This is a genomic window from Nocardioides sp. Kera G14 (genome assembly GCF_020715565.1).
GTDB lineage: Bacteria > Actinomycetota > Actinomycetes > Propionibacteriales > Nocardioidaceae > Nocardioides.
The window spans coordinates 3,371,022-3,386,062 of record NZ_CP085839.1 but is presented as its reverse complement, the minus strand read 5'-3'; the positions used below and the strand labels follow the sequence as shown (position 1 = coordinate 3,386,062).

The 15,041-nt window shown below is 70.6% G+C and carries 15 protein-coding genes and 1 tRNA gene; 10 read left to right on the top strand and 6 right to left on the bottom strand.

Translation table 11 applies throughout. The features are described from left to right. Positions 1 to 17 precede the first annotated feature (17 nt). The 4 genes from LH076_RS16520 to LH076_RS16505 all read right to left on the bottom strand — a co-directional run bounded on the left by LH076_RS16520 (position 18) and on the right by LH076_RS16505 (position 3,405). Positions 18 to 1,697 carry a putative bifunctional diguanylate cyclase/phosphodiesterase gene (locus LH076_RS16520; protein WP_227781848.1) on the bottom strand — a complete coding sequence of 560 codons (1,680 nt, stop codon included), beginning with the start codon at positions 1,695 to 1,697 and terminating at the stop codon, positions 18 to 20. A gap of 138 nt (positions 1,698 to 1,835) precedes the next feature. Continuing rightward, positions 1,836 to 2,522: a maleylpyruvate isomerase family mycothiol-dependent enzyme gene (locus LH076_RS16515; RefSeq protein WP_227783659.1), complete on the bottom strand. Its 687-nt coding sequence runs from the start codon at positions 2,520 to 2,522 to the stop codon at positions 1,836 to 1,838. A gap of 126 nt (positions 2,523 to 2,648) precedes the next feature. Then, positions 2,649 to 2,810 (bottom strand): hypothetical protein, encoded by a 162-nt coding sequence (locus LH076_RS16510; protein WP_227781847.1) that lies wholly within the window; start codon positions 2,808 to 2,810, stop codon positions 2,649 to 2,651. 22 nt (positions 2,811 to 2,832) lie between these two features. Beyond that, positions 2,833 to 3,405 (bottom strand): TetR/AcrR family transcriptional regulator, encoded by a 573-nt coding sequence (locus tag LH076_RS16505; protein ID WP_227781846.1) that lies wholly within the window; start codon positions 3,403 to 3,405, stop codon positions 2,833 to 2,835. A gap of 91 nt (positions 3,406 to 3,496) precedes the next feature. On the opposite strand from LH076_RS16505, the gene LH076_RS16500 reads away from it, so the two are divergent. Together LH076_RS16500 and LH076_RS16495 are read left to right on the top strand one after the other, a co-directional pair. Then, positions 3,497 to 4,378 (top strand): SDR family oxidoreductase, encoded by an 882-nt coding sequence (locus LH076_RS16500; protein ID WP_227781845.1) that lies wholly within the window; start codon positions 3,497 to 3,499, stop codon positions 4,376 to 4,378. 52 nt (positions 4,379 to 4,430) lie between these two features. After that, positions 4,431 to 4,937: a DUF6328 family protein gene (locus LH076_RS16495; protein WP_227781844.1), complete on the top strand. Its 507-nt coding sequence runs from the start codon at positions 4,431 to 4,433 to the stop codon at positions 4,935 to 4,937. A 3-nt stretch (positions 4,938 to 4,940) separates the two neighbouring features. Here LH076_RS16495 and LH076_RS16490 read toward each other — a convergent pair whose 3' ends face one another. Next, the gene (locus tag LH076_RS16490) at positions 4,941 to 5,405 is read right to left on the bottom strand and encodes a MarR family winged helix-turn-helix transcriptional regulator (RefSeq protein ID WP_227781843.1); all 465 of its coding nucleotides are present in this window, start codon (positions 5,403 to 5,405) and stop codon (positions 4,941 to 4,943) included. Positions 5,406 to 5,464: 59 nt separating this feature from the next. Between LH076_RS16490 and LH076_RS16485 the strand changes: the two genes are divergently transcribed. Further along, positions 5,465 to 5,839 (top strand): VOC family protein, encoded by a 375-nt coding sequence (locus tag LH076_RS16485; RefSeq protein ID WP_227781842.1) that lies wholly within the window; start codon positions 5,465 to 5,467, stop codon positions 5,837 to 5,839. Positions 5,840 to 5,980: 141 nt separating this feature from the next. Here LH076_RS16485 and LH076_RS16480 read toward each other — a convergent pair. Beyond that, positions 5,981 to 6,063 (bottom strand) — tRNA-Leu (locus LH076_RS16480). A gap of 180 nt (positions 6,064 to 6,243) precedes the next feature. On the opposite strand from LH076_RS16480, the gene LH076_RS16475 reads away from it, so the two are divergent. The 7 genes from LH076_RS16475 to pknB are packed head-to-tail and all read left to right on the top strand — an operon-like array spanning position 6,244 to position 14,991. Further along, positions 6,244 to 6,951 carry an FhaA domain-containing protein gene (locus LH076_RS16475; protein WP_227781841.1) on the top strand — a complete coding sequence of 236 codons (708 nt, stop codon included), beginning with the start codon at positions 6,244 to 6,246 and terminating at the stop codon, positions 6,949 to 6,951. After that, entirely contained in the window at positions 6,948 to 7,415 is a 468-nt protein-coding gene (locus LH076_RS16470) for an FHA domain-containing protein (RefSeq protein ID WP_227781840.1), read from the top strand. Before LH076_RS16475 ends, LH076_RS16470 begins: the two co-directional genes overlap by 4 nt. Beyond that, complete coding sequence (locus LH076_RS16465; RefSeq protein WP_227781839.1) at positions 7,412 to 8,686, top strand: PP2C family protein-serine/threonine phosphatase; 1,275 nt, start codon at positions 7,412 to 7,414, stop codon at positions 8,684 to 8,686. Before LH076_RS16470 ends, LH076_RS16465 begins: the two co-directional genes overlap by 4 nt. Beyond that, positions 8,686 to 10,110, top strand: coding sequence for an FtsW/RodA/SpoVE family cell cycle protein (locus LH076_RS16460; RefSeq protein ID WP_227781838.1), 1,425 nt, complete (start codon positions 8,686 to 8,688; stop codon positions 10,108 to 10,110). Before LH076_RS16465 ends, LH076_RS16460 begins: the two co-directional genes overlap by 1 nt. Further along, the gene (locus tag LH076_RS16455; RefSeq protein ID WP_227781837.1) at positions 10,107 to 11,600 is read left to right on the top strand and encodes a peptidoglycan D,D-transpeptidase FtsI family protein; all 1,494 of its coding nucleotides are present in this window, start codon (positions 10,107 to 10,109) and stop codon (positions 11,598 to 11,600) included. Before LH076_RS16460 ends, LH076_RS16455 begins: the two co-directional genes overlap by 4 nt. Continuing rightward, positions 11,597 to 13,168 (top strand): serine/threonine-protein kinase, encoded by a 1,572-nt coding sequence (locus LH076_RS16450; protein WP_227781836.1) that lies wholly within the window; start codon positions 11,597 to 11,599, stop codon positions 13,166 to 13,168. Before LH076_RS16455 ends, LH076_RS16450 begins: the two co-directional genes overlap by 4 nt. After that, positions 13,165 to 14,991: a Stk1 family PASTA domain-containing Ser/Thr kinase gene (pknB, locus tag LH076_RS16445; protein WP_227781835.1), complete on the top strand. Its 1,827-nt coding sequence runs from the start codon at positions 13,165 to 13,167 to the stop codon at positions 14,989 to 14,991. Before LH076_RS16450 ends, pknB begins: the two co-directional genes overlap by 4 nt. The last annotated feature ends 50 nt before the right edge of the window (positions 14,992 to 15,041 follow it).

Genomic DNA, 15,041 nt, shown 5'->3' with positions numbered 1-15,041 from the left:
TCGAGGCTAGCGAGTGCCTAGCGAGCACCCACCAGCGCGGCGACGAAGGCATCGGCCGGCACGGGGTGACCGATCAGGTAGCCCTGCACGTGGTCGCACTGGAGGAGCCGCAGCAGCTCGAGCTCCTCCGCCGTCTCGACACCCTCGGCGACGACCCGGAGGCCGAGCGCATGACCGACTGCGACAGCAGCGCGGACGATGGCGGCGTCGCCGGCCTCGTGCAGCATCCCGTTGATGAACGAGCGGTCGATCTTGAGCGCGGTGATGTCGAAGCGGCGCAGGTAGTCGAGGCTGGAGTAGCCGGTGCCGAAGTCGTCGATCGACACCGTGACGCCGAGCTTCCGGATCTCGCCGACCACCGCGATCGTGGTCTCGATGTCCTGGGCGAGCTCGGTCTCGGTGAGCTCGAGCTCGAGGAGCTCGGCCGGGAAGCCGGTGCGCTCGAGGGTCGAGGAGACCCACGCCAGCGGATCCGGCTGGAGCAGCTGGGCGGCCGAGACGTTGACCGCCATCGTCAGCTCGGGCAGTCCGGCATCGAGCCATGCGCGGCCCTGACGGCAGGCCTCCTCCAGCACCCACTCGCCGATCGGCACGATCAGACCGGAGTCCTCGGCGATCGGGATGAAGTCGACCGGCCCGATCCGCCCGAGCTGGGGGCTGTCCCAGCGCAGGAGGGCCTCGCAGCCGATGACCCGGTCGCTGCGGAGATCGAGCTTGGGCTGGTAGGCGAGGGAGAGCTCCCCCGCCTCGGCGGCGCCACGCAGCAGCGTCTCGATCTCGATCCGGAGCTGTGTCTCCTCGGCCATCTGGGGCGTGAAGCTCCGGAAGGCACTGCGGCCGGCGGCTTTGGCGTAGTACATCGCGACGTCTGCGTTGTCGATCAGTGCCGGCCCGGTGTTCCCGTGCTCGGGATAGAGCGCGACACCGATACTGCCGGTGAGGTGGATCCGGCGGCCCTCGACGACGAACGGCTCGGTGAAGGAGTCGACGAGTCGCTGCGCCATCTCCTCGATGTCGCTGGCCGAACTCACGAATGGAACGAGGATGACGAACTCGTCGCCGCCGAGGCGCGCCACGACGTCGTCGGCGCAGACCAGCGCCCGGAGCCTTGCCGCGACGGACTGCAGCACCTGGTCGCCGTACGGATGCCCGAAGCCGTCATTGACGATCTTGAAGCGGTCCAGGTCGAGGTGGAGTACGGCGACCTGCCGGCCGTCCTGCGCCGCCGCGGTGATCGCGACCTCGATCTCGGAGTAGAACAGGGTGCGGTTGGAGAGGCCGGTGAGCGCGTCATGCGAGGCGGCGTGACGCAGCCGCTCCTCGACGGCGCGCTCCTCGCTGACGTCGCGGATGGTCCCGACCATCCGGACCGGCCTGCCGTCCTGGCCCATCAGCACCGTCGCCCGGTCGGCGACGACGGCGTAGGTGCCGTCGTCCCGCTGCAGGCGGTACTCCTCGGCCCAGCTGGTGCTCGTGCCGACACAGGCCTCGTCGAGGCTCGTCACGACACGGTCGCGGTCCTCAGGGTGGAGACGCCGGGCCCAGAGGTCGGTGTCGGTGGAGCTCATCAGCTCGTCGATGCCGAGGGTCGAGCTGTAGGCGGAGTTGTACCAGGCGAGATGCCCGCTGGCGACGTCGAGGTCCCAGACAGCCTCACCTGTCGCCTGGATGAGGGCGTCGAAAAGGTCCTGCACCACAACGCACCTCCCTCCGAGACGAGAAGCTCCCGATCCACTCGCCAGCGCGGAAAGATTACAGCGGACCGAGCCCGTTGGGCAGGCTTCGTCGAACCCGGGCAGGCGGCCGGACCGGCCGACCACCCGGTGTGGGACTCCTCAGAAGCCGGGGAAGGTCTTCCGGAGGTCGTCGAGGGTGGTCGCCCCGGCGACGGCGACGCCGTCGACGTACGGCTCCTTGAGGCGGCCGTTGAGCAGACGGACGAAGGCGCCGGCCGGTCCCTCGAGCGTCGCCCGCGGAGCCGGTACGTCGTCCCCGACCGAGACCTCGTCGCCGACCGTCAGCGTCGCCCCGATGGCGGGCACCGCGAGGATGAGCTCCGTCGTGGGGCGCTCCTGCGCGAGCCGGCCGAGCAGGAAGGCGATCGGACCCTGGAAGAGCTCGGCCACGACCTGCGCCGACTCCTCGCTGACCTCGGCGGCCGGGTCGAGGGCGACGCGGACGTCCCACGAGTGGTTGGCGACCTCGTTGAGCCGCAGGCCCACCGCGCTCACGAGCGGGACCGGCTCCGGAAGGAAGCCGAGGTCGATGACCAGGTCGCTGCGCTGGTCGGCGCTCAGGCCCTCGACGGTGGCCAGCCAGCGGGCGTTGGAGTCGACGAATCCGGTCGCCTGGTCCCCCGGGCTCGCAGCATCCCAGCGGGCCCAGATCGCCTGATTGTCCTCCGCCTCGACCTCCTCACCGGCCGCGCGGGCGATGGGCGCGCGTCCGATCTCGGCACCGCTGCCGAGGTGCGAGAGGACCTGGGCGACGGTCCACTCCGAGGCGCCGCTCGGGCGGGTCAGCTGGTCGGGTCGAGCTCCGCCACGAGCGCGGCGAGGGTGTCGTGCTCGGCACGGAGGGCAGTGATAACGCGGTCGACGAGTTCGCTCATGCCTCCACGGTAGCCATCACCGCGCGCAGGAAGCCGGTCACCAGTTGGCGACGATCACCGCGATCGGCGGGATCACCGCCGCGACGACCGACATGATCACCGCCGCCTCGGGCGACCACAGCCTCACGAAGATCCAGGCGACCGCGATCAGGGTGAGGCAGCAGCCCATCAGGACGAAGTACCAGCGGCGCTGGGTCATTCCTCCACGGTAGCGGCGCGGTTCAGCCCAGCGCGGCGCTCGCGGCGCGGAGCTCCTCCAGCGCGGCGAAGGCGTAGGTCGCAAGCGGCTCGTCGGCCGTGCTCTCCGACCACTCGGCATAACCGCGCTTGAAGGCGAGCAGGCCGAGCTCGGCGGCCACCTGCGCGGTCGCCTCGGCGATCCCCCGCTCGCGGAGCGCCGACGTCATCGCCAGGGAGAGGCCGACGCTCTTGAGCGCCTCCCGCTCACGCAGTTCTGCATTGGCCGCGATGGCGGCCTTCATCCGCGGGCCGAGGTCTCGGTTCATCTCCCCGAACGCCTCGGAGACCGAACGCAGCGCGGCTGCGACGCACTCCAGCGGCGTCGCCCCGGACGGCGCCGAGGCGATCCCGTCGGCGAGCAGCCGGCTCAGCGTCTCCTGACCCGCTGCCAGGACCTCGCGCTTGTCGGGGAAGTGCCGGAAGAACGTGCTCTTGGTGACACCGGCGCGCTCTGCGATCTGGGCGACCGTCGTGTCGTCGTACCCCTGCTCGGTGAAGAGGTCGACGGCAGCGACGACGAGGCGTTCCCGCGCACCCGGCTCCCAGCGACCCATGTGTTCATCCTACGTGATGGGACTGTTGTCCCATCACTCTGCTACGGTGATGGGACAACAGTCCCATCACCAGTCGACAGGGAGAACAACCATGCAGGTCTTCATCACCGGCGGTACCGGCCTGATCGGCTCCGCCGTCGTCGCCGAGCTCCTCAGCCACGGCCACACCATCCTCGCCCTGGCCCGCTCCGACGCCTCGGCCACCGCGCTGGAGGAGGTCGGGGCCGAGCCGCTCCGCGGAGCACTCTCGGACCTCAAGGCGATCCGCGAGGGAGCGCGACGCGCCGACGGCGTCATCCACCTCGCCTTCGCCAACGACTTCAGCAGCCCCGCAGCACTCGACACCGCGATCGCCGAGGAGACTGCCGCGCTGCTCGCCTTGGGTGAGGAGCTGACCGGGACCGGGAAGCCGCTCGTGGTCTGCTCCGGAACTCCGTGGATCCCGGGCCGGCCCTCGACCGAGGCCGACCCGGTCTCGACCGACGGCCCGGTCGGGGGCCGCGGTCGCACCGTGCAGGCGATCCTCGACCTCGCCGAGCAGGGCGTGCGCTCCAGCGCCGTGCGCCTTCCGCGCACCGTCCACCACCACGGCGAGGGCGGCTTCGCCGGGCTCCTCACCGAGATCGCACGGCAGAGCGGCGTCTCCGGCTATCCCGGCGACGGGTCCCAGCGCTGGCCCGCCGTCCACGCCGCGGACGCGGCCAGCCTCTTCCGCCTGGCGCTCGAGAAGGCCGAGCCCGGCACCTCGTGGCAGGCCGTCGACGACGAGGGCGACAGCGTCCTCGACATCGCGGCGGTCATCGGTCGCCGGCTGGGCGTGCCGGTGCAGGGCCTTCCGACGGAGTCCTTCGGCCCGCTCGGCGTCATCTTCGCCACCGATCAGCCCGCCACCAGCACCCGTACCCGCGAGGTGCTCGGTTGGGCACCCACCCACCCCAAACTGCTCGCCGACCTGGAGAACATCCAGCCCTGACGCCCATCGGGCGCGGCTGCCCGGAGTTGGGCGGCGCTGCCACAGTGGGGCCATGAACGCGGAGGAACGGCCGGCCGATCCGGACACCCTCACCCGCAACTGGAACGAGCTGCTCCAGGAGATCAGGGTGATCGAGACCGGAGTCCAGATCCTCACCGGCTTCCTGTTGACGCTGCCGTTCAGCCAGCGGTTCGAGGACCTGACCGATTTCCAGCGCGGCCTCTATCTCACGGTGCTGTCGGGCTCGATCGCCACGACGGCACTCGTCGTCGCACCGGCCGCCTTCCACCGGGTGCTCTTCCGACACCGGGCGCGCTACTGGCTGGTCGAGGCCGCCAACCAGTGCGCGCGGGCGGGGCTCGTCCTCACGGCCGTCACCAGCGCGGGCGTGCTGTTCCTCGTCTTCGACGTCGTCGTCGGTACGACGGCAGGCGTCACCGCCTTCGCAGGAGCGCTGGCGTTCTTCGCGCTCCTGTGGGGCGGGTCACCGCTGCTGTCCAACCGATGGCACCGTCACGGGCCGCCGGCAGACGAGGACGCACCGCAGCGCACTGCGTGAGCGTCACAGCCCGCCCAACGGCTGCAGGCCGCCGAGGGCGGTGATGATCGATCGCAGCCCGGGAAGCAGCTGGTCATGCTCGGGCGCCGCGGCGATCTGGTCCATGGTGTGCTCGATCGATCGCAACGATTCGTGTGCCTCGCGGAGCACCCCCTCTCCCTGCCGGGTCAGGTGGGCTGGGCGCGACCGCCCACTCACCGCGTTCGCCGGGCGCTCGACCAGGCCACGTTCCTGGAGACCGCGCAGCACCTCGTTCATCGACTGGGCCGTGACGAAGGCCCCGCGCGCGAGCTGGGCGTTGCTCTGTCCCGGGGCGCGACTGAGCAGCTCCAGCACCGAGTACTGCGACAGCGTCAGTCCCACGGGGCGCAGCGCCGCATCCATCGCGGCATGGAGCGCCATCTGGGCCTGCTTCAGCACGTAACCCAGGCTCTCGTTGAGAGGCCGGGCCTCCGGGTCTTGCGTCATGTCAGGATCCTGACACAGACTAGCGATGTCAGGATCCTTATATCAGCAACGGAGACACCATGAACGCCCACGGACCCTCCTTCCTCGCCCTCCAGGTCAGCGACCTCGAGCGGTCAGCCAGCTTCTATGAGACCCACCTCGGCCTCACGCGGTCGCAGGCCGCTCCGCCCCACGCCGTCGTCTTCGAGACCTCGCCCATCCCGTTCGCCGTCCGAGAGCCGCTGCCCGGTTTCGACCCGCGCTCGGCCCAGCCCTTCGCCGGTGCCGGCGTGGTGCTCTGGCTGGCGGTCGATGACGCCGAGCAGGCCCACGAGGCGCTCGCTCGGGCCGGCGTCGACATCGTCGCACCGCCGTCGCCGAGCCCCTTCGGACCGATGTTCACCTTCCGTGATCCCGACGGTTATGCGGTCACCCTGCACAGCCAGGCCTCGTAGTCGCCGATCCGCGTCACAGGTCGCCAGCCTGAGACGAGGTGCGCAGCGCCCGCCAGCGCCGACCACCCTCCTCGTCGAGCGCCTGACTCGCTTCAACGAAGAAGGCCCCGGATCTCTCCGGGGCCTTCGACCCAGCTGCAGTGCGCGAGGGGGGATTTGAACCCCCACGCCCTTTCGGACACTGGCACCTGAAGCCAGCGCGTCTGCCGTTCCGCCACTCGCGCGAGCGCAAGGCAGCTGGGCGAAAGAAGAGTAGCGGAGCGCACAGCAGCGCCCCAAACCGGCGAGGGTCCCGGGTGCCCTCACGCGATCCCGTTACGATCGAGCGCAGCCCGGGGCCCCCACGCCGGGCTTCTGGCGCGTCCACGCGGCAGGGCAGGACGAGAGCAGTAGAGAGGAGGGGCATGAGCGCACTGCAGCGGTTCGAGCAGCGACTGGAGACCCTGATCTCCGGCGTCTTCGCGCGCGCCTTCCGGAGCGCCGTGCAGCCCGTCGAGATCGCCGCGGCCCTGCAGCGCGAGTGCGACAACAACGCCCAGGTCCTCTCCCGCCAGCGCAAGCTCGTGCCCAACGAGTTCCACGTCGAGCTCTCCACCACCGACCTGGACCGGCTCCAGCCCTTCGACACCGCGCTCGAGTCGGAGCTCACGACGCAGCTCCACGAACACGCCGAGGCCCAGGGCTACGTCTTCCCCGGCCCGGTCGCGATCCACTTCAGCGACGCCGGCGACCTCACCACCGGCCGATTCCGGATCCGGTCCACCGCCAAGGCCCAAGTCACGGGGGACGCCAGCCACACGCGTCTCACCCGCGCCCATGCCGTCCTCGAGGTGAACGGCACCCGCCACCCGCTGGACAGCACGATCGTCGTGGGCCGCGGCTCCGAGGCCGACCTGCGGATCAACGACCCGGGCGTGAGCCGGCGCCACGTCGAGTTCCGCGTGAGCGGCACCGGCCCGATCCCGCGCATCGAGATCCACGACCTCGGCTCGACCAACGGCATGCTGGTCGACGGACAGCGGATGCAGAGCTCGCTGGCGAAGGACGGCACCGAGGTGAAGATCGGCCGGACCGCGTTGGTCGTCCGGGTGATCGAGGAGCCGCAGCCGTGAGTGAACTGACCCTCTTCCTCATCCGGATCGCGTTCCTCGCGATCCTCTGGATCTTCGTGCTCAGCACCGTGAGCGTGTTGCGCTCCGATCTCTTCGGCGCCCGGGTCGACGCCCGCAACGGCCGGGCTGCGGCGCCGCGCAAGCAGCCCAAGCAGCGCACGCCCAAGCGCGGTGTGCCGACGTACGTCCTCGTCACCGAGGGCAGCAACAAGGGCGAGCGCGTCGACCTCTCCGAGGCCCCGATCCTCATCGGCCGCGGCACGGACGCCGCGATCCGGCTGGACGACGACTACGTCTCCACTCGCCACGCCCGCATCGCGACCAACGGCGACACGTGGTTCGTCGAGGACCTCGGCTCCACCAACGGCACCTACATCGGCACGGTCCGGCTCACGCAGCCGACCACCTTGACCATCGGCACTCCGGTGAGGATCGGCAAGACCATGCTGGAGCTCAGGAGATGACCCTCCATCTGAGGTTCGCCGCCATCAGTGACGTCGGCCGGATCCGCAAGGACAACCAGGACAGCGGGTACGCCGGCCCCTGGCTGCTCGCCATCTGCGACGGTGTCGGCGGCGCCGCCCGCGGCGACCTCGCCAGCAGCACCGCGCTGGGCCAGATCCGCAACCTCGACTCACCGCCGTCGCCCGACCACACCGACGAGGACCTCATCGCCCTGGTCGCCGGGTCCATCCACCGTGCCCATGACCGGATCTCGGAGCTGATCGAGACCGACCCGGCGCTCTCCAGCACCAGCACCACCGCGACCGTCGGTCTCTTCGACGGCGAGCACCTCGCGATCGGGCACGTCGGTGACTCCCGCGCCTACCTGCTGCGCGGCACCGAGCTCAGCCAGCTGAGCCACGACCACACCTTCGTCCAGACACTCGTCGACGAAGGCCGGATCACCGACGACGAGGCGCGCTACCACCCCAATCGGAACCTCATCCTCCGCGCGATCGACGGCCAGCGGGAGGCGGAGCCCGACCTCTTCGTCGTACCCCTGCAGCCCGGCGACCGCCTGATGTTCTGCAGCGACGGCGTCTGCGGCTCACTCGCCGATCCGCGCATCGCCGACATCCTCGGCACCGGCACGCCCGACTACGCGGCCGTCGAGCTCGTCCGCGCGAGCCTCGATGCCGGCAGCTCGGACAACGTCACCTGCGTCGTGGCTGACGTCACCGAGGAGAAGCCGGACGACGACATCCCGCAGCTGGTCGGCGCTGCCGCCGAGCTGCGCCGCCGCAAGATCTTCAAGGGCCACCGCAACGGTGACACCGGCGAGCTCGAGGCCCTCGCCGTGATCGACGGTGACGACGAGATCCCCCCCGGGGCCCGCGCCGACGACCCGATCGACCCGGAGGCCGCCCGCTACGCCCCGCGTCCGCCGCGCGGCAACGTCTGGCTCCGCCGCATCCTCATCGTCGTGCTGGTCGTCGGCCTGCTCTGGGCCGCCGCCGGCATCGCGCTGGCCTGGTCGCAGCGGCAGTTCTTCGTCGGCGTCCAGGACGGCGAGGTGATGATCTACCGCGGCCTGCCGACCACGATCGTCGGCATCGACCTGGCCAAGCCCTACGAGTCCACGGGCATCGAGGTCGACCAGCTCTCCGACTTCGACGCCGACGCCGTCGCCGACGGAGTGACGCAGAGCAGCCGCGCCGACGCGGAGAAGTACGTCAACACGCTCGCCACCCGCGTCCAGAGCGACACAGACAGCACGACCGGAACGTCCTGATGGTCTCGCTCGCCGTCCCGCCGGTCGCCCCCGGTTTCGTGCACCGCAGCCGACGCAACGCCGAGCTCGTGCTCGTCGTGCTCGCACTCGTCGTCGGCATCGGCGCCTACGCCGCCGTCGGCCTGGGCGTCGACCACCGGGTGCCTGCCGACATCTACCGCTACGGCGGCTGGCTCGTCGCCCTCATCCTCGCGGCCCACGTGGCGATCCGCATGGTCGCGCCGTACGCCGACCCGGTGCTGCTCCCCATCGTCGCAGCGCTCAACGGCCTCGGCCTGGCGGTCATCCACCGGATCGATCTCGCCCACGTCGAGGCCGGCACGCACACCGACTTCGCCGCCAAGCAGCTCTTCTGGATGACCCTCGGCGTCGCCCTCTTCGTCGCGACCCTCTTCTTCCTGACCGACCACCGCAACCTGCAGCGCTTCACCTACACGAGCGGGCTGGCGGCCGTCGTACTGCTGCTGCTGCCGATGGCGCCGGGCATCGGCCGCAACGTCAACGGCGCCCGGATCTGGATCCACCTCGGGAGCCTGAGCTTCCAGCCCGGTGAGGTCGCGAAGGTGCTGCTCGTCATCTCCTTCGCCGGCTACCTCGTCCTGCACCGCGACGCGCTCGCGCTCGCCGGCAGGCGGGTCGCCGGCATCGACCTGCCCCGGGGCCGCGACCTCGGCCCGATCCTCGGCATGTGGCTGGTCAGCCTCGTCGTCCTGATGGCGCAGCGGGACCTGGGCTCCGGTCTCCTCTTCTTCGGCCTCTTCATCGTGATGCTCTACATCGCCACCGAGCGCTCCGGCTGGCTCGCGGTGGGTGGGGCCCTCTTCGTCGTCGGCGTCGGCGCGATCTGGCTCTTCTCGGGCTCGATCGGCTTCCTCGCGCACGTGCGCAACCGCTTCGACATCTGGCTCCACCCGATGGAGTACTACGACCGCTCGCCCGGGTCCTTCCAGCTCGTCGAGGGACTCTTCGGCCAGAGCTGGGGTGGGCTGATCGGGCGCGGCTTCGGCGAGGGCCGCCCCACGCGCGTCCCGTATGCGGAGTCGGACTTCATCATCGCGTCGATCGGTGAGGAGCTGGGCCTGGCGGCCGTCATGGCCGTCATCGTGCTCTACGCCCTCATCGTCGAGCGTGGCCTGCGCACCGCGCTGATCAGCCGCGACAACGTCGGCAAGCTGATCGCCGCCGGCCTCGCGGTGAGCGTCGGCCTGCAGGTCTTCACGGTCATCGGCGGCGTCACGCGCCTCATCCCGCTGACCGGCCTGACGACGCCCTTCCTCTCCTACGGCGGCTCCTCCCTCGTGGCGAACTGGGTGATCGTCGCGCTGCTGCTGCGCATCTCCGACCATGCGCGCCGACCGCTGCCCGACCTCAAGGTCGTGCAGGACGACACCGCCACCCAAGTCATCCGGGGGGTTCAGGGATGAACAAGCCGATCCGCACCATCTCGATCCTGATCGGCGTCCTCTTCGCCGCGCTGCTGATCAACCAGACCTACCTGCAGTACTGGGCCGCCGGCTCCTACGACAAGGACAACCGCAACCGCCGCGTCGTCGACGCGGAGTTCTCCCGCGAGCGCGGCGCGCTGCTCGTCGGTCGCGACCCGATCGCGGAGTCCAAGAAGGTCGACGACCTCTACAAGTACCAGCGCACCTATCCCAAGCCGCTGCTCTATGCCGGGCTCACCGGCTACTTCGCCTACGGCGGCGCGGTCACCGGTCTGGAGAAGTCGCAGAACGACGTGCTGTCGGGCGAGGACGACCGGCTCTTCGTCAACCGGATGATCGACCTGCTCGGCGACAACGGCCCCAAGGGCGGCAACATCGAGCTGACGATCAACGCCAAGGCGCAGAAGGCCGCCTACGACGGACTCACCTCCCTGCCCGGCAACGTCAAGGGCGCCGTCGTCGCGCTCGAGCCCAGCACAGGCAAGATCCTGGCGATGGTGACGACGCCGACCTTCGACCCGAACAAGGTCGCCACGCACGACTTCGGCGACAACCAGAAGGCCTACGAGAAGCTCGACAAGGACCCCGACAAGCCGCTGCTCAACAGGGCGGTCCAGATGACGCTGCCGCCGGGGTCGACCTTCAAGATCCTCACCGCCGCGGCCGCCATCGACTCGGGGAAGTACAACGCCGACTCCACGGTGCCGGGCGGGTCGACGTACCAGCTGCCGCTGACGCACGGCGAGAGCGGCCTGGTCGACAACGAGGGCCGTGACTGCGGCACGAGCGAGGGCGGCGTGCCGTTCCGGCAGGCGATGGAGAACTCCTGCAACACCGCCTTCGCTCAGCTCGCCATCGGCGTCGGCGCCGCCGGGATGCAGAAGACGGCGGAGAAGTTCGGCTTCAACTCCACCTACTTCGACCAACTCCAGGGCACCAACGGCAAGAGCCTCACGGCCACCTCGACCTTCCCGACCGACATGGACAAGGCGCAGACCGGCCAGGCCGGCTTCGGCCAGTTCGACGTCCGTGCCACGCCGCTGCAGATGGCCATGGTCGCCGCCGGCATCGCCAACCACGGCGCCGTGATGAAGCCGTACGTCGTCGACGAGATCCAGTCGGCCGACTCCGACACGGTCTCCAAGGCCCAGCCGGAGCAGTTCTCCCAGGCGATCAAGGCCTCCACGGCGACCGAGGTCACCAAGCTGATGGTCTCCACCGTCGACGACGGCACCGCCTCGCCCGCGGCGATCCCGGGCGTCAAGGTCGCCGGCAAGACCGGCACCGCCCAGTCGGGGCAGGACAACGTCGCGCCCTACGCGTGGTTCACCTCCTTCGCCCCCGCCGACAACGCCAAGGTCGCCGTCGCCGTCATGATCGAGTCCGCCGACATCCCGCGCGACGACGTCGCCGGCGGCAAGTGGGGTGGCCCGATCGCGAAGGCGGTCATGGAGGCGGTGCTCGGATGAGCCTCCCGACGAATGCGCACTTCATCGACGACGCAGAGCGCTACCGGGCCGACTCCCTGATCGCGACCGGCGGCATGGGCGAGGTCTGGCGTGGGCTCGACACCGTCCTCGACCGCCCGATCGCGATCAAGGTCCTCAAGCGCGAGTACGCCGGCGACTCCATCTTCCGCGCCCGGTTCGAGGCGGAGGCCCGGCATGCGGCGAGCATCTCCGACCCCGGCATCGCCGCGGTCTGGGACGTGGGGCAGTCGCTCGACGAGCTCGGCGTCCTCCGACCGTTCCTCGTCATGGAGCTGGTCGACGGCCAGCCGCTCTCGGCCCTGATCCAGCGCGGCCAGGGCATGGACCCCGAGGTCGTCCGGGACCTGATGGCGCAGGTCGGCGATGCCCTCGCCGCCGCGCACCGCGCCGGGATCGTGCACCGCGACGTGAAGCCGGCCAACGTGCTCGTGACGCCGTCGCGCAAGGTGAAGATCACCGATTTCGGCATCGCCCGCGCCCTTTCGGCCATGTCGCTGACCGGCACCGGGGCCGTGATGGGCACACCGCAGTATCTCAGTCCCGAGCAGGCCCGCGGCGAGGCCGCCACCCCTGCCTCGGACGTCTACGGGCTCGGCGTGATGAGCTACGAGTGCCTGACCGGCACGCGCCCCTTCGACAAGGAGACGGCCGTCGCGACAGCGCTGGCCCACCTCAACGACGAGATCCCGCCGCTGCCGGCCACCGTGCCCGCCGACATCGCCGCCGTCGTGATGCAGGCCCTCAGCAAGAAGCCCGCCGCCCGGTACGCGGACGGCGCCGCCTTCGCCGCCGCGCTCCGTGGCCACGCCCGGGTCACCCCTGCGACGGGCGCGACCGCCACGGCCGCCACCGCCGTGGTCCCGCCGGTCGTGGCAGGCGCAGCCGCGGCAGCTCCCGACTCCCCCGCCACCCAGATCCTCTCCCCGGTCGGCGCGGCTGCCGCCACCGGCCCGACGCCGGCGGCCGCTGCTGCCGCGGCCGAGGAGGACGAGGAGAGCCGCTCCACGTGGGCCATCGTCCTCACGGTCCTGGCGGTCCTGCTGATCGCGCTGGTCGGCTGGTTGTTGCTGCGCGGCAACGACGACGACACTCCCGACCTCCCGACCTCGTCCACACCGGCGACGTCGGCGAGCGCCCCCACCACGGGGGCCTCGTCGACCACGCCGAGCGCCAGCCCCTCGACCTTCGACCTCGACCCGTCGACGTACGTCGGGCAGAACGTGGACAGTGTGATGGCCGACCTGCGCTCGCTGGGTCTCAAGCCGACGAGCCACCGGATCGCCAACCCCGGTGACGAGGTGGAGAACACGGTCGCGGCCATCGATCCCAGCACCGACCTGACCGAGGGTGACGCGGTGTCGGTGGCCTACTACGGCCCGGTCCCGACCACCCCGACGCCGACGCCGACGCCGACGCAGGCGACGACCTCGTCCGCCCCCCAGACCAGCAGCGCACCGACGGAGCAGCCCAGCACCACGGCGCCGAGCGACAGCAGCACCCCCAGCGCGGAGACCTCGTCTCCCGCGGCCCGGAAGGAAACGCGATGAACCCCGAAAGCCCCGGGAACAGCAAGCAGCAGCCGGTCGTCGTCGGCGGCCGCTACGAGCTCGGCGAGCTCCTCGGCCGTGGCGGTATGGCCGAGGTGCGCAAGGGCACCGACACCCGCCTCGGCCGCGTCGTCGCGGTCAAGCGGCTGCGCACCGACCTCGCCTCCGACGCCACCTTCCAGGCCCGCTTCCGCCGCGAGGCGCAGAGCTCGGCCAGCCTCAACCACCCGGCGATCGTCGCGGTCTACGACACCGGCGAGGAGGTCATCCGCGACGGCGAGGGCCACGAGGTGCGCCAGCCCTACATCGTGATGGAGTACGTCGCCGGCCGGACGCTGCGCGACATCCTCCGTGAGGGTCGCAAGATCCTGCCCGAGCGCGCCCTCGAGATCACCTCCGGCGTCCTGTCGGCGCTCGACTACTCCCACCGCGCAGGGATCATCCACCGCGACATCAAGCCCGGCAACGTCATGCTCACCCCGAGCGGTGACGTGAAGGTGATGGACTTCGGGATCGCGCGCGCCATCTCCGACGCCCAGTCGACGATGACGCAGACCGCTGCGGTCGTCGGCACGGCCCAGTACCTCAGCCCGGAGCAGGCGCGCGGCGAGCAGGTCGACTCCCGCTCCGACGTCTACTCCGCCGGCTGCCTCTTCTACGAGCTCCTCACCGGGCGGCCGCCGTTCGTCGGTGACTCCCCCGTCGCCGTGGCGTACCAGCATGTCCGCGAGCAGCCGCAGCCGCCGAGCCAGCACGACTCGACGCTGCCCGCCGCGCTCGACGCGATCGCGCTCAAGGCCCTCGCGAAGCGGGTCGAGGACCGCTACCAGTCCGCGGCGGAGATGCGGGCCGACATCGAGCGCTACCTCGACGGCCAGCCGATCACGACCGTCGCGCCGCCGGTCGTCGCCGGACCCGCCACCGCGGCGACCCAGGTCGTCGCCCCGATCGCCGCGACGTCGGTCACCTCGAGCGGGCCGATCCCGTTCGCCGCCGAGGACGACTACGACGAGTCCCGCGGCCGCACCGGCCTGCTGATCGGCCTCGCCGTCCTCGTGGTCGCGCTGGTCATCGGCGGGATCCTGCTCTGGCCCAAGCTCTTCCCCGGCGCCCCCGAGCAGGTCCAGGTGCCGCAGCTCGTCGGCCTCACCGAGAACCAGGCGCGGGCTGCGATCGGCGACGCGGGCCTCTCAGTCAACGTGGACTCCTACGAGAACTCCGACACGGTGCCGACCAACTCGGTCATCCGTCAGGACCCCGTCCAAGGCTCCTACGTCGACCCCCACTCCTCCGTGTCGATCATCCTGTCCAAGGGGAAGCCCCAGGTGACCGTGCCGTCGGTGGTCGGTCAGGACGTCGACGAGGCCACGAGCAATCTGGAGGCGCTCGGGCTGACGGTGAAGACCCAGGAGGTCGACTCCGACGACCCGAAGGGCCAGGTCACCGAGGCGGCTCCCGCCGCGGGCCAGATGGTCAACGACGGCACCGAGATCACCCTCAGCGTCTCCAAGGGTCCGAAGCGGATTCCCAACGTCGTGGGGATGACCCAGGCGGAGGCGGAGCAGGCGATCCGCGACCAGGGCTTCGTGCCCCAGGTGCAGACCGAGTCCACCTCGCAGAAGCCCGCCGGCACCGTGAGCTACCAGTTCCCGGCGGCCGGCAAGGGCAAGACCGCCAAGCAGGGCGAGCAGATCCTGATCCAGGTGTCGACGTACACGCCGACACCGACGACCCAGGAGACCTTCCCGACCCCGAGCGGCTGCATCACGCCGACACCCGGCGTGGAGCTGCAGCCCGGCGACCCGCCCGCCTGCTCCCAGTAGCCCCGGAATGAGTTATCCCCACCTGTGCATACAGGTGGGGATAACTACAG